19 protein-coding genes, 1 tRNA gene and 1 pseudogene are annotated in these 23374 nt (G+C 63.0%); 9 read left to right on the top strand and 12 right to left on the bottom strand.

Annotated elements, in window-relative coordinates:
- Window positions 1-160 precede the first annotated feature (160 nt).
- The 6 genes and pseudogenes from rpoN to arfB form a co-directional block, all read right to left on the bottom strand.
- Window positions 161-1729 (bottom strand): RNA polymerase factor sigma-54, encoded by a 1569-nt coding sequence (rpoN, locus tag ACLP2E_RS07120; RefSeq protein ID WP_442461322.1) that lies wholly within the window; start codon window positions 1727-1729, stop codon window positions 161-163.
- A gap of 265 nt (window positions 1730-1994) precedes the next feature.
- Window positions 1995-2702, bottom strand: a pseudogene (gene lptB / locus ACLP2E_RS07115) (LPS export ABC transporter ATP-binding protein); the annotation flags it as partial.
- A 26-nt stretch (window positions 2703-2728) separates the two neighbouring features.
- Entirely contained in the window at window positions 2729-3550 is an 822-nt protein-coding gene (locus tag ACLP2E_RS07110; protein ID WP_442461323.1) for an LptA/OstA family protein, read from the bottom strand.
- A 13-nt stretch (window positions 3551-3563) separates the two neighbouring features.
- On the bottom strand, window positions 3564-4304 hold the full coding sequence (gene lptC, locus ACLP2E_RS07105) for an LPS export ABC transporter periplasmic protein LptC (protein ID WP_442465512.1): 741 nt from the start codon (window positions 4302-4304) through the stop codon (window positions 3564-3566).
- 111 nt (window positions 4305-4415) lie between these two features.
- Window positions 4416-5030 carry a ribonuclease D gene (locus ACLP2E_RS07100; RefSeq protein ID WP_442461325.1) on the bottom strand — a complete coding sequence of 205 codons (615 nt, stop codon included), beginning with the start codon at window positions 5028-5030 and terminating at the stop codon, window positions 4416-4418.
- Window positions 5031-5247: 217 nt separating this feature from the next.
- The gene (gene arfB / locus ACLP2E_RS07095; protein WP_442465521.1) at window positions 5248-5670 is read right to left on the bottom strand and encodes an alternative ribosome rescue aminoacyl-tRNA hydrolase ArfB; all 423 of its coding nucleotides are present in this window, start codon (window positions 5668-5670) and stop codon (window positions 5248-5250) included.
- A gap of 151 nt (window positions 5671-5821) precedes the next feature.
- On the opposite strand from arfB, the gene ACLP2E_RS07090 reads away from it, so the two are divergent.
- The 3 genes from ACLP2E_RS07090 to ACLP2E_RS07080 all read left to right on the top strand — a co-directional run bounded on the left by ACLP2E_RS07090 (window position 5822) and on the right by ACLP2E_RS07080 (window position 8027).
- Window positions 5822-7018, top strand: a complete 1197-nt coding sequence (locus tag ACLP2E_RS07090) for a hypothetical protein (RefSeq protein WP_442461326.1) — start codon at window positions 5822-5824, stop codon at window positions 7016-7018.
- 138 nt (window positions 7019-7156) lie between these two features.
- A complete protein-coding gene (locus ACLP2E_RS07085) occupies window positions 7157-7618 on the top strand; it encodes a Spy/CpxP family protein refolding chaperone (protein WP_442464535.1) in 462 nt (153 codons plus the stop codon).
- Window positions 7619-7775: 157 nt separating this feature from the next.
- On the top strand, window positions 7776-8027 hold the full coding sequence (locus tag ACLP2E_RS07080; RefSeq protein WP_442464534.1) for a hypothetical protein: 252 nt from the start codon (window positions 7776-7778) through the stop codon (window positions 8025-8027).
- Window positions 8028-8052: 25 nt separating this feature from the next.
- Here ACLP2E_RS07080 and arsC read toward each other — a convergent pair whose 3' ends face one another.
- From arsC to ACLP2E_RS07065, 3 genes are all read right to left on the bottom strand, one after another.
- On the bottom strand, window positions 8053-8490 hold the full coding sequence (gene arsC / locus ACLP2E_RS07075) for an arsenate reductase (glutaredoxin) (protein ID WP_442464533.1): 438 nt from the start codon (window positions 8488-8490) through the stop codon (window positions 8053-8055).
- A gap of 171 nt (window positions 8491-8661) precedes the next feature.
- Entirely contained in the window at window positions 8662-10278 is a 1617-nt protein-coding gene (locus ACLP2E_RS07070; protein ID WP_442464532.1) for a long-chain fatty acid--CoA ligase, read from the bottom strand.
- A gap of 89 nt (window positions 10279-10367) precedes the next feature.
- A complete protein-coding gene (locus tag ACLP2E_RS07065; RefSeq protein WP_442465511.1) occupies window positions 10368-12176 on the bottom strand; it encodes an ABC-F family ATP-binding cassette domain-containing protein in 1809 nt (602 codons plus the stop codon).
- 126 nt (window positions 12177-12302) lie between these two features.
- On the opposite strand from ACLP2E_RS07065, the gene pgi reads away from it, so the two are divergent.
- Window positions 12303-13949 (top strand): glucose-6-phosphate isomerase, encoded by a 1647-nt coding sequence (gene pgi, locus ACLP2E_RS07060; RefSeq protein ID WP_442465510.1) that lies wholly within the window; start codon window positions 12303-12305, stop codon window positions 13947-13949.
- 68 nt (window positions 13950-14017) lie between these two features.
- Here the strand turns inward: pgi and ACLP2E_RS07055 are convergent, their stop codons facing one another.
- Window positions 14018-17473, bottom strand: coding sequence for a helicase-related protein (locus tag ACLP2E_RS07055; RefSeq protein ID WP_442465509.1), 3456 nt, complete (start codon window positions 17471-17473; stop codon window positions 14018-14020).
- Between the two features lie 449 nt (window positions 17474-17922).
- Window positions 17923-18744 (bottom strand): DUF3108 domain-containing protein, encoded by an 822-nt coding sequence (locus ACLP2E_RS07050; RefSeq protein WP_442462822.1) that lies wholly within the window; start codon window positions 18742-18744, stop codon window positions 17923-17925.
- A gap of 224 nt (window positions 18745-18968) precedes the next feature.
- Between ACLP2E_RS07050 and ACLP2E_RS07045 the strand changes: the two genes are divergently transcribed.
- The 3 genes from ACLP2E_RS07045 to rpmB all read left to right on the top strand — a co-directional run bounded on the left by ACLP2E_RS07045 (window position 18969) and on the right by rpmB (window position 20722).
- Window positions 18969-19045: transfer RNA gene (locus ACLP2E_RS07045), tRNA-Pro, on the top strand.
- 232 nt (window positions 19046-19277) lie between these two features.
- A complete protein-coding gene (locus tag ACLP2E_RS07040) occupies window positions 19278-19964 on the top strand; it encodes a class I SAM-dependent methyltransferase (RefSeq protein WP_442462821.1) in 687 nt (228 codons plus the stop codon).
- A 452-nt stretch (window positions 19965-20416) separates the two neighbouring features.
- A complete protein-coding gene (rpmB, locus tag ACLP2E_RS07035) occupies window positions 20417-20722 on the top strand; it encodes a 50S ribosomal protein L28 (protein ID WP_442462820.1) in 306 nt (101 codons plus the stop codon).
- A gap of 110 nt (window positions 20723-20832) precedes the next feature.
- Here rpmB and ACLP2E_RS07030 read toward each other — a convergent pair whose 3' ends face one another.
- Window positions 20833-22290, bottom strand: a complete 1458-nt coding sequence (locus tag ACLP2E_RS07030) for a lipopolysaccharide biosynthesis protein (RefSeq protein WP_442462819.1) — start codon at window positions 22288-22290, stop codon at window positions 20833-20835.
- Window positions 22291-22557: 267 nt separating this feature from the next.
- Here ACLP2E_RS07030 and groES point away from each other — a divergent pair, with 267 nt between their 5' ends.
- Together groES and ACLP2E_RS07020 are read left to right on the top strand one after the other, a co-directional pair.
- Window positions 22558-22845, top strand: coding sequence for a co-chaperone GroES (gene groES, locus ACLP2E_RS07025; protein ID WP_442462818.1), 288 nt, complete (start codon window positions 22558-22560; stop codon window positions 22843-22845).
- A 38-nt stretch (window positions 22846-22883) separates the two neighbouring features.
- Window positions 22884-23374, top strand: a 491-nt coding sequence (locus tag ACLP2E_RS07020; RefSeq protein WP_442465508.1) for a TCP-1/cpn60 chaperonin family protein, incomplete at its 3' end; no start/stop codon positions are given.

Genomic DNA, 23374 nt, shown 5'->3' with positions numbered 1-23374 from the left:
CGCGGCGGGGTTTTTCCTCCGCTCCTGCGGCCGCCGCGCGGGCGGGCGTTCAAGTTGCGCCTTGAAGCCAACTCAACGGTTAGAAGCCTCCGCGCTTGAAGTCAATGGCGTCCGCGAAGCACGCCCGCCTGACGCACGGAAAGCACCCCAGCGGGGGGCCTTAAGCCAGTCGCGCGGAAGGCGCCTGCTTTTCGCGCCGCCGTTCGACGGATGAAGGAATTTTCAGGCTTTCGCGATATTTCGCCACGGTTCTGCGCGCAATATCGATGTCCTGCGCCTTCAACCTTTCGACAATGGCGTCGTCCGAAAGAATGGCGTCGGGCGCCTCTGCGTCGATCATTTGCTTGATCTTGAAGCGCACCGCCTCCGCCGAATGAGCGTCGCCGCCGCCATGCGCTGCGATCGAAGCGGTGAAGAAATATTTCAGCTCGAACAGGCCGCGCGGCGTCGCCATATATTTGTTGGATGTCACGCGCGAAACCGTCGATTCATGCAGACCGACCGCATCGGCGATGTTCTTGAGATTGAGCGGGCGCAGATGTTCGACGCCTTGGGCGAGAAAAGCGTCCTGACGCCGCACGATTTCGGTGGAAACCTTCAAAATGGTGCGGGCGCGCTGCTCCAGGCTCTTGGTCAGCCAGTTGGCGGTCTGCAGGCATTGCGACATGAAAGTCTTGTCCTCGTCGGCGACGCCCTTGCGCGAAACGGTGGCGGCGTAGGTCTGGTTGACCAGCACGCGAGGGAGAGCCTCGGAATTCAGCTCGATCAGCCAGGAGCCGTCCCGCGCCGCGCGGACAATCACATCGGGGGCGACCGGCTGCACGATGGACCCGCCAAACGCGCGGCCCGGCTTGGGATCGAGTCGGCGGATTTCGGCGAGCATGTCGGACAGGTCCTCGTCATCGACGCCGCAGATTTTGCGCAGGGCCGCGAAATCGCGCCGGGCGACCAAAGGCAGATTGGCGATCATAGCCTGCATGGCCGGATCGTAGCGATCCTGCTCGAGCAATTGCAGCGCCAGGCACTCGGCCAGGTCGCGCGCGCCAATGCCGGTCGGCTCGAACGTCTGCACCAGGGCAATGACTTTCTCCACCCGTTCCGCCGTCGCACCGAGCCGTTCGGCGATATTCTCGGCGCTTTCGCGCAGATAGCCGGCCTCGTCGATGGCGTCGATGATGGCAAGGCCGATCATGCGATCGATCGCATCATTGGTCGCCACCGACAGTTGCGTGGCGAGATGATCGGCGAGCGTCGCCTGTTCGGCGATATAGGCTTCGATATTAGCCGCTTCGCCGGAAGCCTCGCCCCCGCCGGAGCCGGACCAGGCCGTGTCGGACAGCCCAAGCGCCTCCAGCTTGTTCTGCTCGGCGGCGGGATTGAGGTCGCGCTCGCCATCAAAAGCGTTTTCCACTTCCGTGCCGAGGCTTTCGGCCAGCCCCTCCGATGACACCGCCAGTTGCGGCTCGCTCCAGTCGCCCTCGCCGGGATCGCCCGAACCGGGCGGGGAAGCCTCGGCGTTGGCGGCCTCGCTGAGCGCGTCGATGCCGGTCGCCTTGGGGTCCGGGCCCTCCTCGGCGCGCTCCAGCAAGGGGTTGCGCTCCAATTCCTCCTCGACGAAAGCCGCCAGTTCGACGCTGGAATATTGCAGCAGCTTGATCGCCTGCAGCAACTGCGGCGTCATCACCAGGGACTGTCCCTGTCGAAGCAGCATTTTGGCGGACAAGGCCATCAAGAACTCGCTTCAATCTATGGCCCAAGAATACCGACCGGTCGGAAATCCATCGGCCCCCCCGGCGGCGCCCGGTTCGGCCGCCAGCGTTCAAAAGGGAGGACCGCTGGCGTTGCCTTGCAGATCGCCGGCCGACCAAAGTCGGCCTGTTTCTTGCATAACCTTTTTCGAGCTTGCAGCCAAGGAAAAATATTTCCTTCGCGTCTTGCCGGGGAGAAGCGAAACCGGCCGGCAAGCGCTTGTTCGGATTAATCCGTGCGAAAAATTACATGCGGAAATCTTCGCCGAGATAGAAGCGACGAACCTCGGGATTGGCGACGATGGCTTCGGGATCGCCCTCGGTCAGGACATGGCCGGAATGGATGATATAGGCCCGGTCGATCAGCCCCAAAGTCTCGCGGACATTGTGGTCGGTGATCAGCACGCCGATGCCGCGGCTCTTGAGATGGGTGACGAGATTCTGGATGTCGCCGACGGCGATCGGGTCGATGCCGGCGAAGGGCTCGTCGAGCAGCATGAACGAAGGATTGCTTGCCAGAGAACGGGCGATTTCGCAGCGTCGCCTCTCGCCGCCGGACAGGGCGATGGAAGGCGATTTTCGCAAGCGCTTGATGTCAAACTCCTCAAGCAGGGATTCGAGATGCTGGCTTCGGCGGTCGAGGTCCGGCTCGTTGATTTCCAGCACGGCGCGAATGTTGTCTTCGACGCTCAATCCGCGAAAGATCGAGGCTTCCTGAGGCAGATAGCCGATTCCCAGACGGGCGCGGCGATACATCGGCAGGCCGGTCACGTCATGGCCGTCGAGTTCGATCATGCCCTTGTCGGGTTTGACCAGGCCGGTGATCATGTAGAACACGGTGGTCTTCCCCGCGCCATTGGGACCGAGCAGGCCGACGGCCTCGCCGCGCCGCACGTTGAGGCTGACGTCCTCCACCACCCGGCGAGCCTTGTATGATTTTCCCAGATGGTGAACGTTGAGCATGTCTTCGCCTGATCCCGTCAATGGCTGGTTTTATTCGGCGACGCAGCTTGCGGCGCCGGTTGGGCAGCTGTTGGGGTAGCCGGTTGGGGATCTCCCGGCTTGGCGTTCTGGTCGCCAGGTATGATCAGGCTGCGCACCCGCCCGCTCGAGGAAACCACGGCCTGGCCGGTGGTCAGGTCATAAACAAGCTTGTCGCCGCGTGTGACATTCTCGCCCTGCGACAAGGCGACATGGCCGATGAGATAGAATTTGTTTTCGGGCTTGTCGTAGACCAGCGCATCGCCGGTTCCGACCTGGTCCTTGCTGGTGACGGCGACAGGCCCCTGGCCTTCCATGCGTCGCACCTGCGAACCGCCCGAGGCGCCGGCGGGCCCGGAGGGCGCGGGAGCCGGGGCTGCGCCGGAACCCGTAGGCTTCTTGTCCAGAAATATGGTCAAAACCGTGGCGTTGATGCGGGAATCGCCCTGCACCGCTACGACATTGCCGGTGTAGATGAGCTTCTGCTCCTTGTCGAAATAATCGAGCTTGTCAGCGGCGATATTGATCGGCTGATGGTTGTCAGCGCCCGGCAGCAGCGTCGAACTAGCAGCGGCGGCAGGCGCGGCCGTCGCGGCGGGCGCGGTCGCCGGCGCCGGCTTCGAGGGGGCGGCGGCCGTCGGCTTGGGCTTCGGCGCGCTTTTGGCGGGTTTTGGGGCGCTTTTGGCTGGCTGCTGCGGCGCCCCTGTGCCGGGCTGCTGCGCCATGGAGGCGTTGGGGGGCGACGCCAGCAGGGCCAGAGCCGTGCCCAAGAGCGCCAATTGGGGCGCCAATTTGGGCGTCCATTTCGTCAAAGGGGACAAGACGCGCTCCATCTCAATTGTTTTTCCGGTCCGACGGCGCCGGGCCCTGTTCCGGTGTGGAATTGAACATCGAATGGACATTACCGATGAAAATGATCTGCTCGCCATTCGGCGTCATGGTCATGCGGTCCGAACTCACCCAGCCGCCGTCGAAATCCAGCCGCACCGGGTCGTTGGAGCTGAGTGCGTTGGTCTTGAAATTCATGGCGCCGGTTTGCATGGCGAGATCGTAGGTAGCGCCCTTGATATGGACATGGCCGGAAAGATCCAGTGTTTGCGCGGCGGAATCATAGAGGCCGTGTTCACCCAGCACCCGCGTCTCGCCATCGTCGGACAGACGCAGGCGAGCGTCGAGATTGGTCAGGTCAGTGCGGTTGGGATCGCCCGGATGTTGGACGCCGGTGTCTGCCGTCACTTCATAGGGCCGCCCGTCGCGCCTCACACCGGTCATCCGTGGGCGCTCCATCGTCACCTTGTCGCTGCTGATGCCGAAGCTTTCGAGCGAGATATGGGTTTCCGCGACGTCGCGGGTGCGGAACCAAGAATACCAGACCACGCCAATGCTGGTCACGGCCGCGCCCGCGAAGATCAGCCGGCGCAGCCATTTGACCCGCGCGCTATGGCGGGCGGCGGACCTGAAGGCGCGTGTGCGTCCGGAGACGGCGCGCGAGCTCTTGCCGGAAGGACCCGTTCGATCAGCCTGCATGTTGCCGCCTTGCGCCAGGGCTCGGCCCATTCCCGTCATAGCGTCCATTTGCCAAGCTCAAGGCGCTTCCTCATAAGATGTCCCGCATGAATGCCAACTGAACGTCGTCGCCTTGGAAAGTTGAAGAATTTCGCGCGCCCTTCGGAGGGCGCTTCGCCGTCACATATGGGCGAAAATATCGGTTTCGGGCCAGCCCAGCAAATCCAGTTCCGCGCGCGCAGGCAGGAAGTCGAAACATTCCCGCGCAATCTTGTCTCTGTTTTCCCGCGCCAGCATGACATCGAGCTTTTCGCGCAAGGCATGGAGATGCAAAACGTCGGAGGCGGCGTAGGCGAGCTGCGCCTCGGTCAGGTTGTCGGCGCCCCAATCCGAGGATTGCTGCTGTTTGGAGATTTCCACGCCAAGCAGGTCGCGCAGCAGGTCCTTGAGGCCGTGGCGATCGGTATAGGTGCGGGTCATTCTCGAGGCGATCTTGGTGCAGTAGACCGGTCTGGCGCGGAAGCCAAATGTTTTTTGCAAAATGGCAAGGTCGAAGCGGGCGAAATGGAAGATTTTAGTGACCTTCTCGTCCACGAGCAGGCGCGTCAGATTGGGGGCCCGGGTCTGGCCCTTGGCGATCTGCACCAGATGGGCGGAACCGTCGCCGGTCGAAAGCTGAACCAGGCAAAGCCGGTCGCGGTGCGGATTGAGGCCAAGCGTCTCGGTGTCGATAGCGACGCTGTCGCCGGGCCGGAAATCATTGGGCAGGTCGCCCCGGTGCAAAAAGTTGGTCATGATCGATCCTGTGGGTCGCCTTCAGCGATCCAGAGGACCGCCTGAGAGCGCCGGATTCCCTGTTTTTCCGGAGCTTTCGCAGCAAAAGGCGCGCGCCTTTTCGCGCCGCTGCAGCGCGGCAGGCGTACCATTGGCGCGGCGCGGCGGCAAGTTGGCCCTATCTTTCCTCTTGCGAAAGCCTCACATCGAGCGAATGACGTCCGTCGCGGATGGAGCGTCAGTCCTCGCCGGGCTTGCCTCGCATGGATTTGACCGAGCCGCGCTGTTTCTTGCCGTCGAGACGGCGCAATTTCGAAGCGTAGGTGGGACGGGTGGCGCGGCGGGGCGGCTGTGGAGGCCGCGCCGCCTCGCGGATCAGTTCGATCAGCTTTTCCAGGGCGTCGGCGCGATTGCGCTCCTGGGTACGAAAGCGCCGCGCCGCGATTACCAGATCGCCGCTGCCAGCCAGGCGCTTGCCCGCCAGTACGATCAGCCTTTGCCGAACCGGCTCGGGCAGGCTGGGCGACTCCAGGACGTTGAAGCGCAGTTGCACCGCCGATTCGACCTTGTTGACATTCTGGCCGCCGGGACCGGAGGCGCGGATGAATTCCTCGCGCAATTCGGCTTCGTCCAGCGCGATGGTCCGCGTGATCTGAATCATCATCGAACCTCCCAATACCCAAGCTCCAGACGGGCAAAGTTGAAATTTGGCCGCGACTGTTGCCGATTGCGCACAGCCGCGCAACATGGCTTTGTCTAAGATGATGCACGAAGATGCGGAATCCGTTTTTTGACCCCTGAATTTTGAACCGATGGCCAACACCACCACCGATCAAGCCGCCGCCGACGCAGCCAATCTCCTGCTGCGGCTTGGCCTTGTCGTGGCTTTTGTCGTCGCGCCGCTGGCGCTTTTGCTGTCGCAGCGTTCGATCTTCATCCTCACGCCCATCGCCGGCGCGCTGATCCTCGCCGGCGGTATGGTTCTCGCGCCTCGCATGCGGATGCATGAGGTTTTTGCTTTTCTTGTCTCGCCCATCGGCCTCGCCGCGATGTTTCTCGCGATCTGGGCGCTGGCTTCGCTGCTGTGGACGCCATTCCCTGCCGAAGCCGCGCCGCGCCTTTTGAAGATTTTCTCGACTTTCCTGTGCGTCCTGCCCGTCGCAGCCTCGCTGCCGGCGCGCAGCAAGGCCGCCAATCTCTATCTTCTGCCTCTGGGCGTGGCGCTGACCGCGTTCGGCGCGATTTTCCTCAACATGACGTTCTCAAGCGATGGGGGCGAGGGCGAGGACAACGAAACCATGATCCGCGCGGCGGAGGCCATGCTGCTGCTGCTCTGGCCAGCTCTGGCGGCGACCGCCCTGCGCAACCGCCTGACGCTTTCGGTCAGCCTGGGCATTGTCGCGCTGACGGCGGCGATATCGGTCCATGTTCCCGCCGCCCTGGCGGCGACGGGCCTGGCGGCTCTGGTCCTGGCCACTGCCTGGACCGATGCGCCCCGCGCCGGACGCTGGGTCGGCGGCGTTTTCGCAGCCTGTTTCATTTTCGCGCCCGCCTTGCCGCTGCTGCTCGGTCCGTTTTTTGGCGCGGAAGCGCCCGGACCGCTGCAGGGCCTGAAGATCTGGAATGGCATGATCGTCAATGACGGCGTGCGCATGCTCACCGGCCACGGCTTCAATTTCGTCGGCTCCGGTTTCTCGCGCGGCTATCTGCCGGCGCAGGCGTCCCATTCGCTGCTGTTCGAAGCCTGGACCGATCTCGGCCTGATCGGCGCCCTGAGCGGCGGCGCGCTGATCTATTTGTGCTTCAAGACCGCGGCGGCGGAATCGCAGCGGCTTGCGCCTTTCTGGCTCGGCGGCCTGACCTATGTCGCCGCCATGGGCGTTTTCGGCGCAGCCACCCTGCAGCTGTGGTGGATTACCGCCTTGGCCCTGGGCCTCGGCGCTTTCGCCCTCGCCACGCGCGGCGATTACAAGACCGACCGTCCCACCGCGCCGAAGCGGTTGGCCTGATCCATCGCCAAGGCTGTCAGCGGCCCAGGTGCTGGACAAACACAAAGCTTCTGCTTGTGGAAAAAGCAATATCGATGCATTTTCCGCTCCGCATGGCGAGAGTCGCCCGAAAATCCGCTGAAACTGAAGAAGGGTTCCATGAAAAGACATTTCCTCATTGGCGTAACGGCGGCCCTCATGGCATTTCCCGCGATCAGCCAAACCGCGGCGGAACCCGCCGAGCCTTCGTCCCAGGCCCAACAGAGCGAGGAGGACCGCGCCACTCTGATGGAAGCTCGGATCGCCGCCCTGAAGGCGGGGTTGAAATTGACCCCGGCGCAAGTAAAGGACTGGGACAGCCTGGAAAAGGTCTTGCGCGAGGTTTCCAGCGCGCGGGCGACGCGGCGCAAATCGTTCCGGGAACAAGCGATGGTGTTCCACGAGAAGGACGAAGTCATTCAGGGGATGAAGCTTGGCGCCAAGGATCTGATTGCGCGTGGCGAGGAATTGCAAAAAGTCGCCGAGGCGGCGGCGCCGCTGTTCGACAGCATGGACGCCGACCAGAAGCATCGTTTCACCTTGCTGCTGCGCAGTTTCATCGCGCCAGGCGCCCAAAAGTGACCCCGCCCGCACTCTTGAGCCTTTTCCGATCCGATTGAATCGGATCGGGGCTCTAGTTTTGGTTCTGACGCGTTTTCGCTAACGCGGACCTAAAGGTTCTTCACGCGAACCGGTGTCCACTTCTTGAAAACGGCTCTAAGCGTGAAAAGAGGATGACATGGTCAAGATTTTCATGGCGGCCGGCGTAGCCTGTCTTTGCGCCGTTGCAGCATACGAACCGGCTTTTTCCCAGTCGACGCTGACGGTGCATCCCCGCTCGGCCATTCCTTTGCCCGCCAATGTCTTGACCAACGACGACTGGCTCGATCCGGGCGAACCCGCCCCCGTGCACTCGAGCAGCAATTACGCCCGGATGGTCGAGGCCCCTGCCGATGTCCAGGTTGGACCGGATCTGGATCAGAATTGGTGAAACAGGCTCGGCGGCGCCGCTGACTTTAAGCCGAAGCGACGGGACGGCCTTTTTCGTCGACGATGCGCTCGCCATCTTCCTTGAAGAACTCGCCGCGCTGCGGCGGCAGCAGTTCCAGAACCAGTTCGGACGGGCGGCAGAGGCGCACGCCTTTCGGGCTGACGACCAGCGGCCGCTCGATCAGGATCGGGTTTTTAGCAATAGCGGCGAAAATATCGTCGTCGCTCACGGCCGGATTGTCGAGGCCAAGCTCCGCATAGGGCGTGCCTTTCTTGCGCAAAATATCGCGGATTTTTAAGCCGGCGCGGGCGAGGAGGCTTTCCAGCAGCGCCCGGTTCGGCGGGCTTTTCAGATATTCGACGACATGGGGTTCGATCCCGGCGTTGCGGATCAATCCCAGCACGTTGCGCGACGTGCCGCAGGCGGGATTGTGATAGACGATGACGTCGAAAGAGCCGGTCATGCCGCTGGTCTCCATATATTATTTTTCGCTAACCGCGAAAAGTCGCAGTTAGCGAAACCCTCGCATAAGCTCGGCGTCGCGTTCGCTCCTAACCCCTCTTCACAGGTTTCACCCGTGCAGAGGGGTATGTAGCTTTATGGCACAAGATTTCGCCCGGCGCATGGCGTCTTTTCAGGGCTTCTGCGGCCCAGTGTAAAGCTCGCGCAATTTTGATTTCAGGATTTTTCCGGTCGCGCCGTGCGGCAGTTCCTCCGCCACGATCACCCGGTCGGGAATCGACCAGTTCGGCGTCTTGCCCTCGAAGAATTTGCGCACATCCTCGGGCTCCGGCGCGCATCCGGTGCGGGGAACCACGATCAGTAGCGGCCTTTCGCCCCATTTTTCGTCCGGCGTCGCGACGGCCGCCGCCTCCGCCACCTGCGGGTGGCCGACGGCGATATTCTCCAGCGCGATGGAGCTGATCCACTCGCCGCCGGATTTGATGAGATCCTTGGTCCGGTCGGTCAGCTGGACAAAGCCCTGTTCGTCGATCACGCCGACATCGCCGGTCGGGAACCAGCCTTCCTCGCCTACTTGGCTTCCCGGCTGCCGGAAATAGGCGCTGGCCACCCAATGGCCGCGAAACACCAGATTTCCCTGGGTCTTGCCGTCCCACGGGACTTCCGCGCCGGATTCGTTTTCGGCGCGCACGTCGACGCCATAGAGAACGCGCCCCTGCTTCGCCTGCAGGTCGAGAAGCGCCTCCGCGTCAAGTTGCGCCGTCGCCGGTTTGGGGGCGTATAGAGTGACGACCGGGCTGCTCTCGGTCATGCCCCAGCCATGCGAGACGCTCACGCCGAACTTGCCATATTCGGCGATCAGCGCGCGCGGAAAAGCAGCGCCGCCGACCAGGATGCGCTTCAGGGTCTCGAACTTCTCCCCGGTCCTGCGCAGATGATCGATCAGGCCCAGAAAAACGGTTGGAACGCCGACCGATAGATTCGCGCGCTCCGCATTCATCAGGCCGAGCAGATTGACCGCATCGAGATGGCGTCCGGGCATCAACAATGCCGCGCCGACCATGGGCGCCATATAGGGCAGGCCCCAGGCGTTGACATGGAACATCGGCACGACGGCGACCACCCGATCCGTCGCCCGAAGGCCTAATGTGTCGGCAAAATTCAACGTCATGGCGTGAAGGAGCGTGGAGCGGTGCGAATAGAGCACGCCTTTCGGCCGCCCCGTCGTGCCCGATGTGTAGCAGAGCGCGGAAGCCGTATTTTCATCGAAGCTCGGCCATTCCGGTTCGTCACTCGCCTCCGCCAGCAGGGTCTCATAGCAATGGAGCGCGACGCCGGGCGGCAAGGCGCAAGGCTTCATCTCGCCGCGCTCGGCCAGAACGACGACCGCGCGCAAAAAATCGGAGAGGTTCGGCGCGATCGCAGCGATGAGCGGCAGAAAACAGGGGTCGACGAAAAACAGCCCGTCTTCGGCGTGAGCCGCGATATAGGCGATGTCGTCGGGCGACAGGCGCGGATTGACCGTGTTGCAGACAGCGCCCATGCCGGAAATGGCGTAATAAAGCTCGAGATGGCGGTCGCTGTTCATCGCCAGCGTCGCGACGCGGTCGCCGGGTTTGACGCCCAGCGCACGCAACACGCCGACAAGGCGGCGGGCGCGGCGCTCGATCGCCGCATAGGTGGTGCGGACGATCCTGCCATCTTCGCGGCGGGAGACGACTTCGCCGTCGCCATGATGGCGCGCGGCATGGACAATGATGGAGGAAATCAGCAATTCCCGCCGCTGCATCAAGCCTTCCATCTCCCCAGCCCCCATTTTTTTGTAAGGACGGAATGATGCGCGCGGCGCCGGGGCATGGCAATATTGCTGTTCCGGCCTCAGCCGCCGATTTCCTCGCGAAGAATCTCCAGCTCCAGCCATTGATTCTCGGCGGCGGCAAGCTCGCTTTCCGTTTTGGCGAGCAAAGCGCTGGCGTCGCTGAAACGCTGCGGGTCGCGGGCGTAAAGCTCGTGATCGTCGAGAATGGCGTGTAATCTGCCGGCAGTGGCGCGCAGTTTATCGATGGTGGCGGGCAAGTTCTCCAGCGCGTGCTTTTCCTTGAAACTCAGGCGGCGCCTGGCGTCCGGACGCGGCGCCGACGGCGTCTCGGCGGCCGGCTTCTTCTCGGGTGGCTTGGCCTTGACATTAGGCGCCAGCCCGAAACCGCGCTGGCTCAGCATGTCGGTATAGCCACCGGCATATTCGATCCAGCGGCCCTCGCCTTCCGACACCAGCACCGACCCGGCGACGCGGTCGAGGAAATCGCGGTCATGGCTGACCAGCAGGATGGTGCCGGGATAATCGCCGAGCATTTCCTGGAGCAGATCGAGCGTTTCGAGATCGAGATCGTTAGTCGGCTCGTCGAGCACGAGAAAATTCGACGGCAGCGACAAGGCCCGCGCCAGCAAAAGCCGCGCCCGCTCGCCGCCGGAAAGTTTTCCCGTCGGCGTGCGCGCCTGTTCCGGCGGGAACAAAAAATCCTTCATATAGCCGATGACGTGCTTGCGCTCGCCGTTTATCTCGACCCAGTCGGAGCCGCCGCCGGTCAAAGTGTCGGCGAGGGTGGCGTCTGGATCGAGCGCGGCGCGGCGCTGGTCGAGCGTCGCCATCTGCAGGTTGGTTCCAAGCCTGACCGTGCCCATGTCTGGCTCGATCTCGCCGGTCAGCAGATTGATCAAAGTGGTCTTTCCGGCGCCGTTCGGCCCGACCAGCGCCAAACGATCTCCGCGGAGAAGCCGCAGCGACAGGTTCTTGACGATGGTCCGCTCGTTATAGCTTTTCGAGACATTTTCGGCCTCGACCACCAGCCGGCCGGAGACCTTTCCCTCGGCGACGGAGATCTTGACCTCGCCGACCGATTTCTTCGCCTCGCGTCGCTCGGAGCGCAATTGCGCCAGTCCCGCCATGCGGCGGACGTTGCGCTTGCGCCGCGCCGTCACGCCATAGCGCACCCAATGTTCCTCGGCGACGATCCTGCGGTCGAGCTTTTGCGCGTCGCGCTCCTCCTGCTCCAGTTGCGCGTCGCGCCAGGTTTCGAATTCGCCAAAACCGCGATCGAGCCGCCTCGTCACGCCGCGGTCGAGCCAAATGGTGGCGCGCGAAAGATTTTGCAGGAAGCGCCGGTCATGGCTGATCAGCACTAGAGCCGAGCGCAGGCTCTGCAATTCACTTTCCAGCCATTCGATGGCCGGCAGGTCGAGATGGTTGGTCGGCTCGTCGAGCAGCAGAATGTCGGGTTCGGGCGCCAGCACGCGGGCCAGCGCCGCGCGGCGGCTTTCGCCGCCGGAAAGGTTTTCCGGCTTTTCCGAGCCGGTCAGGCCCAGTTGGTCGAGCAGATAGTGTGCTCGGTAATCGTCGTCGCCATGCGCCAAACCGGCCGCGACATAATCGAACACGCTGTCGTAGCCGGCGACGTCGGGCTCCTGCGGCAAATAGCGCACGGTGGCGTCGGGCTGCAGGAAGCGCTGGCCGTGATCGGCCTCGACCTGGCCGGCGGCGATTTTCAGCAGGGTCGATTTGCCGGAGCCGTTGCGCCCGACCAGACACAGCCGGTCGCCGCGCTCGACCGAAAGATCGGCGGATTCGATCAACGGCTTGCCGCCAAGGGTAAGGCCGATGCCTTGCAAAACGAGAATGGGAGGAGCCATGCGCCGTTCAAACGCAAAACCCGACGAACCGCAAGCGCCATCGCCCATTGGCCTCAAAAAGCGGTTGTTTTTGCCGTGACGCGGTCTAACTTGCGCACGGCTAAAGCCAAGATCAGAGGTCTCGCAATGGATCGCACCGCCGTCGCCGCCGCCTTCGCCGCCCTGGAAACGCATCGCGTCGAAATCGCCTCTCACCGCGTCATCGATCTTTTCGCCGCCGATCCCAGCCGTTTCGCCAATTTTTCCGTAAAACTCGACGACCTTGTCTATGATTATTCGAAAAACCGCCTGACCAAGGCTACGCTCGGCCATCTCCTCGACCTTGCCCGCGCCGCCCGTCTGGAAGAGCGCCGCAGCGCCTTGTTCGACGGTGAAAAAGTCAACGCCACGGAAAACCGTCCTGCGCTGCACATGGCCTTGCGCAATTTTTCCGGCCGGCCGATCCTGGTCGACGGTGCCGATGTCATGCCCGCCGTGCTGGCCGAGCGCAAGAAAGTGGCGGCTTTCGCCGACGCGGTGCGCGGAGGAACCATCTGCGGCGCCCGGGGCGATATATTCAACGATATCGTCAATATCGGCATCGGCGGGTCGGATCTCGGGCCGGCGATGGCGGCGCGCGCGCTGTCGCCCTTTGGCAAACCGGATCTCAAACCGCATTTCGTCTCCAACGTCGACGGCGCCGACATTGCCGATGTGCTGGCAGGGCTCGATCCGGCGACCACCCTGTTCATCGTCTCGTCGAAAACCTTCACCACCCAGGAAACCATGACCAATGCCGCCAGCGCCCGCGCCTGGGTCGCCGCCGCCTTGGGGGAGGAAGCTGTCGGCGACCATTTCGCCGCTGTTTCAACGCGTCTCAATAAAGTCGCGGAATTTGGCGTCAAATCCGACCGGGTATTCGGTTTTTGGGACTGGGTCGGCGGGCGCTATTCGATGTGGTCGGCCATCGGCCTCAGCCTGACCATCGCCATCGGCCCGCAAAATTTCGAAGAATTCCTGCGCGGCGGTTACGACGTCGACGAACATTTCCAGCGGACGCCGCTGTCGCACAATATTCCGGTGCTGATGGCGCTGATTGGCGTCTGGCACCGCAATATATGGGGCTATGCCGCGCAGGCGGTGATTCCCTACGACCAGCGCCTCGCCCGTTTCCCGGCCTATCTGCAACAGCTCGACATGGAATCCAACGGCAAAAGCGTGATGCGCGATGGCGCGCCGACGCCGCGCGCCACCGGCGGAATCGTTTTTGGCGAGCCTGGCACGAACAGCCAGCACGCCTTCTTCCAGTTGCTGCACCAGGGAACGGAAATAGCGCCGGTCGATTTCCTCGTCGCCGCGCAGCCGACCGACGCCGACGACCACCATCACACGCTGCTGTTCGCCAATTGCCTCGCGCAGAGCGAAGCGTTTTTACGCGGCCGTCCGGAAAAGGAAGTGCGCGAGATTCTTCAAGCGCAGGGCTTGAGTTCGGCGCAAGTCGACGAATTGGCGCCGCACAAGGTGTTTTCCGGCGACCGTCCGTCCTCGACCTTCCTCTATCGGGCGCTGACGCCGCGCACGCTCGGCCGCATCGTCGCGCTCTACGAGCACAAGGTTTTCGTCCAATCGGTGATCTGGGACATCAACCCCTTCGATCAATGGGGCGTCGAACTGGGCAAGGAATTGTGCAACCGTCTGGTTCCGCTGGTGGCGGATCCCAAGGCCGATGTGAGCGGGCTGGACGGCTCGACAGCGGGGCTGATCGCAGCGCGAAACGCGCTTCTCGGTGCATAAGCTCAGGCCAGCAAACCGGGCGGAGCGAAGCAATCCAGGATTCGTGCCTTGCAATGACGGGCGACGGTTCAGCTCTTCTTGTTCTTGGCTTCCAGCTCGGCCTTGAGCGCCGCCAGTTTGGCGAAGGGCGAATCCGGGTCCGCCACTTTTTCGCGACGCGGCGGCTTTTCGGCGAAGTTGCGCTCGCCGCCGCGCTGATCGTCGCGGCGCTTGTCGCCGCCCCGCTGCTCGCCAGCGCGCTGATCGTCGCGGCGCTTGCCGTCGAATTTGATTTCGAAGATGCGGGGTTCGCGCGGCTTGCCGCCTTCCGGGCGGCGGTCGTCGCGGCGCGGCCGGTCGAATTTTCGTTGTTCCGGCTGCGCGCCCTCGTCCTGCGGCGGCTGCGCCTGTCCTTCAACCACGGGCGCACCTTCGACGGCACGCGGAGCGCCCTGCGGCTGGCGGCGCGAGCCGTGGCGGCGATGCTGCTGATCCTGTCCGCCTCGCTCCTGCCCGCGATCTTGGCGCCCACGGCCATGCTGATGGCGCTGCGGCCTCCAGACTTCGATCATCGCCACTTCGGCCGGCGCGGCTTCCTCGACGGTCTCGCCTTCAGGCGGCGCAGTTTCAGCGACTTCTTCGGCTGGAGCGGCGGCCTCTGCAGCCGAATCCTGCGCCGGCTCGGCTTCTGCGGCGTTTTCGATCTCCGCGCTCTCGACGGCCGCCGATTCCTCAATTGCCGCCGGCGGCTCTTCCGCGGGAGCCTCTTGCGCCGGAGCCTCTTGCGTGGGAGCGGTCTCGGTGTCAGCCGGCGTTTCCGGCGCCTCGGCCTCAGGCGCGACCTCGACCGCCGCTTCTGGCGCGAACGGAGCTTCCGCGATAACGGGCTCGGAAAGAATTCCTGTCACCGGCTCGGCGGCGGCCTCGCTGGTTTCCGCGGCATCCGGCGCTGAAGCTTCCACCTCCGCCGCCTCGGCGACGGGCGCCTCCGCGATCACCGGCTCCGTAATCACAGGCTTGGCCGGCTCCATCGCCGCCTTGGGGATCAGCGCTACGGTGATGGCAGGGCCGGGCCGCTGTTCGCTGGCGTAACCCAGCGACTTCAAAATGCTCGCAAAGCTCTCGCCGGAACAGCCGGCTAGCGAGGTCATGGCGACGGTGACCACAAAACCTTCGCCATCGGCGGCGCCGGGAGGCGCGTCGCCGGCGGTGACCCCGGGGCGATAGGCGATCGCGGGCCGGATCAGGTCGGCAAGACGCTCCAGAATATCAACGCGCACCGCGCGTTCGCCGCAGACGCGGAAACCCGCCGCCCGATACAGGCCGCGATTGACCTGCGGGTCGGCGGCGAAGGAAGTGCGGCCAGAAGAAGCGAGGTGCGCCACTTCGTCAATGCCCTTGACCACTTCCAGCCCGCCGTGTTTCAGCGCCCAGAGCTGCGCCGCCAGCGCGCGCGGGGCGGGCTTGAGCAGCGCGGGCAGATAAAGATGATAGGCGCCGAAACGCACGCCGAGTTTGCGCAGGGCGCCGCGCGCCTCCTGCGGCAGGGTCTTCATTTCGTCGGCGACGCGCGAACGCTCCAGCACGCCAAGGGATTCCCCAATCTGGAAGGCGATGCCGCGAGCCACCCCTTCGAGGCCATCGCCGTTCTCCAACTCGTCCAGCGCGCCGAGCAATTTTTTTACATGCTGGCCCAGCCAGAGATCGACCCGGGTCTGCACCATTTCGAGCAGCGGGCCGGTCAAGGTCTCGTCGGCAATGATCTTGGCGCGAGGTTTCAAAATATGGTCGCCCGCCACGATCCGGCCGACAGGCTCGCCGAGCCAGCGGATCACGCCGTCGTTGGCCAGGACGAAAGCCTCATCCACTGCTTCATGCACGCGCTTGGCCCGCGCCTCGATCTCGCTCGCCAAAGCCTTCTGCGCGGCGGCGTTGAGGGTCTTGGCTTCTTCGCCGGCGGCCTGGGGGTCGTGGGTGAAACAAAATCCGGCAAGGGAGCCGACGTGTTGCCCCTCGACCATGACTTGGCCCGTGGATGTGACTTCGGCTTCCAACATTGTGTTCTCTCTCAGGCGGCGCATCAGCACGCTGGCGCGCCGGTCGACAAATCTTTGGGTCAGGCGCGCGTGCAAAGCGTCGGACAGACTGTCCTCTACCTGACGCGCGACGCCCTGCCAATGCTCCGGATCGATCAACCAGTCGGAACGGTTGGCGATGAAGGTGCAAGTGCGCACCTGATTGATGCGTCCCGACAACGCATCGATGTCCCCATCGGTGCGGTCGAGGCTGGAAATTTGCTGGGCGAACCAGTCGTTGGGAATTCGTCCGGCGCGCACGATAAAATTATACACCGTCAAGACCAGGTCGGCATGGGCGGCGGGAGAAGTCTTGCGATAATCGGGGATCTGGCAAACCTCCCACAGCCTTTCGATATCGGCGCGGGTTTTGGCGTTGCGCCGCACTTTGGCGTCGCGCGAGGCGGTTTCGAGCGCGATCTGGTCCTCGGAGACCGGCGCGCGGGACAAGGCGCGATCCACCGGCGTGACGTCGAGCGACGCGAGAAGATCCTCGATGCTCGAAAAATCCAGCGTTGCGTTGCGCCATTGCAACAGGGTAACGGGCTCGAAAGCGTGCGCCTCGACCATCTGCGCCAGTTCTTCGTCGAAAGGCGGGCAGCGGCCGCTGGTCCCAAAAGTGCCGTCGCGGGTATGGCGCCCGGCGCGGCCGGCGATCTGGCCGAATTCCGCCGGATTGAGGCGACGATGCTGAAAACCGTCGAATTTGCGGTCCGACGCGAAGGCGACGTGATCGACGTCGAGATTGAGCCCCATGCCGATGGCGTCGGTGGCGACGATATAATCGACATCGCCGTTCTGGTAGAGTTCGATCTGGGCGTTGCGGGTGCGCGGGCTCAGAGCCCCAAGGACCACGGCGGCGCCCCCGCGCTGGCGCCTGATCCATTCGGCAATGGCGTAAACATCCTCGACCCGGAAGGCGACGATGGCGCTGCGGCGCGGCAGCCGCGCGATTTTGCGGTCGCCGGCGAAACTCAATTGCGACAGCCGCGGACGGGAGTTTACACGCAAGCCCGGCAGGAGGTTTTCCAGCACATTCTGCATGGTCGCCGCGCCGATCAGCAGGGTTTCCTGCGTCCCGCGCCGGTTGAGAATGCGATCGGTGAAAACGTGTCCGCGGTCGAAGCTGGCGGCGAGCTGGATCTCGTCTATGGCGACGAAGGGAAGGTCGAGATCGCGTGGCATCGCCTCGACGGTCGAAACCCAGTAGCGCGGACGCGCCGGCTTGATCTTCTCCTCGCCGGTGATCAGCGCCACAGAGTCAGCGCCGACTTTCGCCACGACGCGATTATAGACCTCGCGCGCCAGGAGGCGCAGCGGCAGGCCAATCATCCCGGCCGGATAGCTAAGCATCCGCTCGATAGCGAAATGGGTCTTGCCGGTATTGGTCGGACCGAGAATGGCGGAGACGTTTTTTTGCGATTGCGCCGGCGCGGGCAAGCGCGGCGACAGGCCGGACATGAAAGCCATTGCGGGCCAAACTCCCAGAGCGGCGCGCGAAAAAGCCCGAACAGGCCTGTTCGCCAAGACCGCGCCTCCTAGCAATATAGCGCCTGCTGCGTTTCAAGCGAGTCGACGAAGGCGCTGTCGGAAATGAATTAGCTGTCTCGTTTCAACACCGTCCGGCGTCTCCGTTTTCGTTAGCTTCTATTTTTTAATCAATAAAACCAATGATCTGCAGTGTTGTCCGGCCAAGATGAAGACGCGTCTGCGTTAACAAAACGAACCTTGCGCGAACGAATCGCGCCCGAATCGACGACCGGTGAAGAATCCTGCTTTGTTCGCGCCATATATCGTTGGTTGAACGCGCGAAGGCGCCAAAGGTTGAATCGGCCGCGTCAAAATCCAGCCGTTGCGGTGAAACGCCACGGACTCCGGAGCGCTGATTTGTCAACAGGTTCGACGATTCGGGTTCCACGTTAGGGCGCGAAGCGCAGTTCCGACGCCTCGATCACCGCCGTTCCGGCCAGGGTCATCAGAGAGACCCGATAGGGCACGACCACGTGGATATTGGGAACGGGCGCCAGCCAGACTTCCATATCCTTGTTTTCCGCCATGAATTTGGTCGACTTGGCGGTGACCTTGTGACCGGCGATCGGGATGTAGCGGGCCGAGCAGATCGTCACCGGGCCGCTATAGCCGGCGGTCTTGACCTCCCTGACGCCGACATAGGACAGGGTCACGTCGAAGCGCGTATAACCGTCGAACACCGGCACGCGCCGGTTGCAGGCGCCGGGTCCGACCGGGTTGGCGCCTGCCGGAACTGGCAGGATGAAGGCCGAGAGCGGGTCGAGAATATCGCGCTTGTGTTCATCCATCAGCGGCACCCGTTCGGGGCCCTTGTCGCCGTCCCAATAGGGGGAATATTGCACCTGCCGCACGGTGCCGGAGTCCAGGGCCATGCGCAGCGTGCGGGTTTCACGCGAATTGGAGGCTGTGGTCGCGTAGGCGAACGGAGCGATTGCGCCCCCTTCGTAAGTCCCGGACGAGGCCAGCGCCATTTTGAGATTGGACACCAGCGCGGCCAGCCCGGTCAGGCGCACGTTGAGATCGACCTTGTAGTTTTTCTCGACGATCGAACTATTGGCCACGGCGATGCCGATCGGCAGGCCGATCAGCGAGACGCGATAGCTGGCGTGCATGGTTTCCGCACGAGCCGGGCCGGTCACGGCAAAGGCGCCGCCAGCCACGCAGAGTGCGCCCGCCAGAAAAGCGGATGCGCGAGAGGACAAAAATTTCATGCCGTGGCGGCCCTTACGGCGGCCGCGAGGGGACGCGGGCGCGCAATGCGAAGACAAAAGTTCGACCGAACTGATTCGGAGCTATTGATAGACAATATAATGGCGCCCGCGTGACGCGCCAAAAAGTCTTTCGCGCGACCACGCCTTTTCGCTTGCCGCCTCCCTAAGGCGCCGCTATAAGGCGGGCCTCCAGGGCGCGGCGGAAGCAGTTTCGCCGCAAATGTCGGAGTGTAGCGCAGCCTGGTAGCGCACCTCGTTCGGGACGAGGGGGTCGTAGGTTCGAATCCTATCACTCCGACCAATTCGTTTTGCAGCAAGCTGCTTTGAATCAAATTTTTCATGACGCGGCGCGGTCTTGCAATTCGACGCCCGCTTTTTTTGCCGCCCGGTTGTGCGCGCCAGACCCAAAGAACAGATTTGAACAGGCGCCCGTCGGCTCCCCTTTTGTGGGCCGACACCGACGCTCCCGCGGGTTTGCAGAGCGCCCCCAACTCTGGTAGCTGAGGCCAACGCAACGCGAGGAGGCTAATTACATGGCGGAATTCCATTTCGTCGAAGATTACGAACGCGTCATTGCCAATTTGATCGCGACGTATCCTCTGGATGAGGCGATGAGCCTCGCGGTTGGCGGCAATTACGATCTCATCGGCACGATCGAACGCGATCTTTTGCGGCACTGCGGCCTGGCGAACGGAATGTCGATTTTCGATCTTGGATGCGGAAGCGGCAGGCTCGCCAGCGCGTTAAGCCAATCGTTCGACATCAACTATACTGGAACTGACGTCGTTCAATCGTTGCTGGACTATGCCGCGGGAAAATCGCGCCCCAATTACAAATTCATCCTGCACAAGGATTTGAGTTTACCGGCTCCCGACGAATCGCAAAACTTTTTCACCGCATTCAGCGTCTTCACGCATTTGCTTCACAGCGAAAGCTTCATCTACCTTGAGGAAGCGAAGCGTGTTCTGCAACCGGGCGGCAAAGTCGTTTTTTCCTTCATCGAATTCGCCGAGCCCGGGCATTGGCAAATCCTCAAGGATACGGTGGCCGCGACGAAACAACGCACTCAATCGCATTTGAACACATTCATCGAGCGAAATGCGATTGCGCGGTGGGCCGAAGATCTCGGATTTTCAGAACCGGAATTCATCGATGCGGCCTCCGCGCCGTGGGGCGGCTCGCCGCTTGGTCAGTCAACCGCCGTTCTTGTCAAGCGTTGACTTCGGAGATCGCGGCCCGGGCGTAACCGAGTTCCCGCAGAGGTCCGGTTCGATACGACACCCGCGATTATCGTTTCCAACGCGGCCAGTGCAGCAAGAAGCTGCCGCTATCGTGGCGAGGCCCCCGCCGCTCCGGGCGTCAGCCCGCGCGGGCCAACGCGAGCGCGGCGGAGGGCGCCTGAATTCGGTTAACATCCAACATTCGCGGTCGTTCAGGCGGCTTGCGCGCTTGACCTTTCGGCCTTCCTCCATTATGAACGCCGCTCCATGAACCGTCTTACGCGGAACATTCGTTCCTGCGGCGCTTTCGTGTTTCCGGATGGCGGCAAGGCCTCCTGCGACGGCAAGCGAATCGGCGGTTTCACGAATTTCGGCCGCAAGGCCTTTATTTTCCGGCGCGAGCCGGCGCGGGCTTCCATCGCCGGCGTGATCAGGAATCGAAAGGATACCCAATGTCCCGCCGTTGCGAATTGACCGGCAAGGCCGTGCAGTCCGGCAATCTCGTCAGCCATTCCAATCACAAGACCCGTACGCGGTTCCTGCCGAACCTCGTCAATGTCTCGCTGATCTCGGACTCGCTGCAGCGTTCGGTGCGCCTGCGCATCGCCGCCGCCGCCCTGCGCTCGGTCGAGCATCGCGGCGGCCTCGACGCTTTCCTGCTCAAGGCCCGCGACGCCGAACTCTCGGTCGACGCCCTCAAGCTGAAGCGCGAAATCGCCAAAAAGGCGGCCGGTGTGGCGGAAGCCGCCAGCGCCTGATTGCGCGAAACACCTGATTTGCGAAGGCGGGCCGAAAAGCCCGCCTTTTTTCGTCGAATGATTTTTCGGCGCGCCGATAGCGTTTAAAACGGATGTGAAAAACAGCGTCGTCAGCGAGTGTTGAATAGCCAGCCCTTGCGGTCGAGCCACACAAGCGCCGGCCGGCTGGCATCCAGAAAGACGCAGCGCAAGCCGGCGATGTCGAAGATCGCCACCATCGACAGATAAAAGCCGCCGCCGAGCACGATCTGGGCCGCCATCAGCGCCAGCCCGGGAGCGGAGTACCGCAGCGGACCCGCCAAGGCCGCCATGCCGCCGGAGGCCAGCGCCGTCAGGACGAGATCGCGCCCGCGCGGCCACTGCGGCGCATTGGCCTGGGCGAAGCCGATCAGCACGACCAGACCCACCGCAAAGCTGAGGCTTTGGGCCATGGCGAGGCTGGTAGCGTCAGTTCCGCGCGGCAGAACCAGCACGAAAAGCGGATTGGCGAGCACGGCTGCGAGCGCGGCCAGCGCCATCGGCCAGGTTTTGCGCGAAATCTGGAAAACGGCGTTGATCGCGAACTGGCTGACGGCAAGGCAGAACAGCCCCGGCAGCATCAGGCTCAGGAAATGCGCGAAGGGTCCGCGAAAAGCTTCCGGCACGATCAGGGCTTCAACCGAGGGCAGGACGATCCAGACGCCAACGCAGGCCGGGGCCAGAATGGCCAGGACCGCCGCCATGTTCCGCGCGATCTGCTCTTTGCCGTGGTCCTCGCCGTGCGCATCATGCGCCCGCACCGCGATCTGGAACAGCAGGACGTCGAGCGCCGAACCGATCGCCTGAACCGCGCGCTGGCCGAGATCATAGGCCAGGGCGAAGCGGCCGGTTTCGGCGAAGCCGTAAAAGCGCGCCGCCAGGTCGCGGTTGGCGAGCGGGATCAATTGATAGAGTACGATGGCCGCGACGATCGGCAGGGCGTAGCCGGCATATTGCCGGGCGAGTTGCGGATCGGCCTTTTGCCGGCCGGCGCCGCTGTCGGCCATGCCGTTGCGCCAGAGGAAGATCGAGCCGAGCAAGCTCGACATGCCGGCGATCAGCGCGACTTTAGCCGACCCGGTCGCCCAGGCGCCGCCCGCCGTCATCACCACGGCGAGGAGGTTCTTGGTGACGATCAGGCGCACGTAGAGCCCGTCATTGAAGCGCGCCCGCGCCAGAGCCGTTCGATAATCAAACAGGCCATTGGCGATGGCGGCGACGCAAGCCAGGGCGACCAGGTCGCGCGGCAGCGAGATTTTCGGCCCGAAAAAAGCCAGAGCCAGCGCGATAGGCGGAAACAGCAGCGTCAAGGCTAGAAAGGCGGCGTCCAGCGTGGCCCGCACTTGCGGCGCCTCGAGGCGCGTGCGCTCCGAATAGAAGCGGATGCCGCATTGGCGGATCCATTCGAAGGCCAAAGCCTGGCCGAACGTCATGACCGCCACGGCCAGGGCGAATTTGCCATATTCGGCGGGGCCGAGGAATTTGGCGACGATCAAGCCGACGATCAGGTTGAAGATCGTATTGATGAGAAACGTCAGCACGACGCTCATCGGCATTTTCCCGCGCGAAAACAGTGGCCGGCAGTCATGGCGGCAAACTAGCGCGTTGTCGATAAGAAAGTCTTGCGGGCTTTCTCCGCCCGTTCACCGTGACCCGCGCGGAGCAACTCAAAACCTCCCGAAAACCTTGACAGCGCGATGGGCCGATCCTATCTACCGGCCAGCCTGTTAGCACTCTCTTGTCGTGAGTGCTAAAGGGCTCTCATTTACCAGCCACGGCCATTGCGGCCGCACCGGCTCAACCTACAGGACATTCCCATGGCCTTCCGTCCCCTCCATGACCGCGTAGTCGTCAAGCGCGTCGATAGCGAAGAAAAGACCAAAGGCGGCATCATCATCCCCGATACCGCCAAGGAAAAGCCGCAGGAAGGCGAAATCGTCGCCGTCGGCCCCGGCGCCCGCGACGAAGCCGGCAAGCTTGTCCCGCTGGACGTCAAGGCCGGCGACCGCGTGCTGTTCGGCAAATGGTCCGGCACCGAAGTCAAGATCGATGGTCAGGACCTCCTGATCATGAAGGAATCCGACATCCTCGGCATCGTCGGCTGAACCTCCTCAATCCCCTTAATCCATCAGGAGCTTAACTAATGGCTGCCAAAGAAGTCCGTTTCTCCACCGATGCGCGCGATCGTCTGCTGCGCGGCGTCGAAATCCTCGCGAATGCGGTAAAGGTCACACTCGGCCCCAAGGGTCGTAACGTCGTGATCGAAAAGTCGTTCGGCGCCCCGCGCATTACCAAGGACGGCGTTACCGTCGCCAAGGAAATCGAACTTTCCGACCGGTTCGAGAATCTCGGCGCCCAGTTGGTTCGAGAAGTCGCCTCCAAGCAGAACGACATCGCCGGCGACGGCACCACCACGGCGACGGTTCTCGCCGCTTCCATCGTGCGCGAAGGCGCCAAGGCGGTCGCCGCCGGCCTCAACCCGATGGATCTGAAGCGCGGCATCGACTTGGCTGTCGAAGCCATCGTCGCCGACCTCAAGAAGAACTCGAAAAAAGTCACCTCCAACGACGAAATCGCCCAGGTCGGCACGATTTCGGCCAATGGCGACACCTTCATCGGCTCGGAAATCGCCAA

It is taken from the genome of Rhodoblastus sp. (assembly GCF_052145335.1).
In the GTDB taxonomy this organism is placed as follows: Bacteria; Pseudomonadota; Alphaproteobacteria; order Rhizobiales; family Beijerinckiaceae; genus Rhodoblastus.
The sequence above is the reverse complement of the archived record's forward strand: the minus strand, read 5'-3'. Positions and strand labels throughout refer to the sequence as shown.

Excerpts from the sequence above, each read along its gene's own strand:
- ACLP2E_RS07065 (WP_442465511.1), bottom strand. The coding sequence starts at position 12,176 with ATGGCTCCTCCCATTCTCGTTTTGCAAGGCATCGGCCTTACCCTTGGC.
- ACLP2E_RS07100 (WP_442461325.1), bottom strand. The coding sequence starts at position 5,030 with ATGACCAACTTTTTGCACCGGGGCGACCTGCCCAATGATTTCCGGCCC.
- rpmB (WP_442462820.1), top strand. The coding sequence starts at position 20,417 with ATGTCCCGCCGTTGCGAATTGACCGGCAAGGCCGTGCAGTCCGGCAAT.
- arfB (WP_442465521.1), bottom strand. The coding sequence starts at position 5,670 with ATGATTCAGATCACGCGGACCATCGCGCTGGACGAAGCCGAATTGCGC.
- arsC (WP_442464533.1), bottom strand. The coding sequence starts at position 8,490 with ATGACCGGCTCTTTCGACGTCATCGTCTATCACAATCCCGCCTGCGGC.
- ACLP2E_RS07050 (WP_442462822.1), bottom strand. The coding sequence starts at position 18,744 with ATGAAATTTTTGTCCTCTCGCGCATCCGCTTTTCTGGCGGGCGCACTC.
- ACLP2E_RS07030 (WP_442462819.1), bottom strand. The coding sequence starts at position 22,290 with ATGAGCGTCGTGCTGACGTTTCTCATCAATACGATCTTCAACCTGATC.
- pgi (WP_442465510.1), top strand. The coding sequence starts at position 12,303 with ATGGATCGCACCGCCGTCGCCGCCGCCTTCGCCGCCCTGGAAACGCAT.
- rpoN (WP_442461322.1), bottom strand. The coding sequence starts at position 1,729 with ATGGCCTTGTCCGCCAAAATGCTGCTTCGACAGGGACAGTCCCTGGTG.
- ACLP2E_RS07055 (WP_442465509.1), bottom strand. The coding sequence starts at position 17,473 with ATGGCTTTCATGTCCGGCCTGTCGCCGCGCTTGCCCGCGCCGGCGCAA.
- ACLP2E_RS07080 (WP_442464534.1), top strand. The coding sequence starts at position 7,776 with ATGGTCAAGATTTTCATGGCGGCCGGCGTAGCCTGTCTTTGCGCCGTT.
- lptC (WP_442465512.1), bottom strand. The coding sequence starts at position 4,304 with ATGGACGCTATGACGGGAATGGGCCGAGCCCTGGCGCAAGGCGGCAAC.
- ACLP2E_RS07070 (WP_442464532.1), bottom strand. The coding sequence starts at position 10,278 with ATGCAGCGGCGGGAATTGCTGATTTCCTCCATCATTGTCCATGCCGCG.
- ACLP2E_RS07090 (WP_442461326.1), top strand. The coding sequence starts at position 5,822 with ATGGCCAACACCACCACCGATCAAGCCGCCGCCGACGCAGCCAATCTC.
- groES (WP_442462818.1), top strand. The coding sequence starts at position 22,558 with ATGGCCTTCCGTCCCCTCCATGACCGCGTAGTCGTCAAGCGCGTCGAT.
- ACLP2E_RS07085 (WP_442464535.1), top strand. The coding sequence starts at position 7,157 with ATGAAAAGACATTTCCTCATTGGCGTAACGGCGGCCCTCATGGCATTT.
- ACLP2E_RS07040 (WP_442462821.1), top strand. The coding sequence starts at position 19,278 with ATGGCGGAATTCCATTTCGTCGAAGATTACGAACGCGTCATTGCCAAT.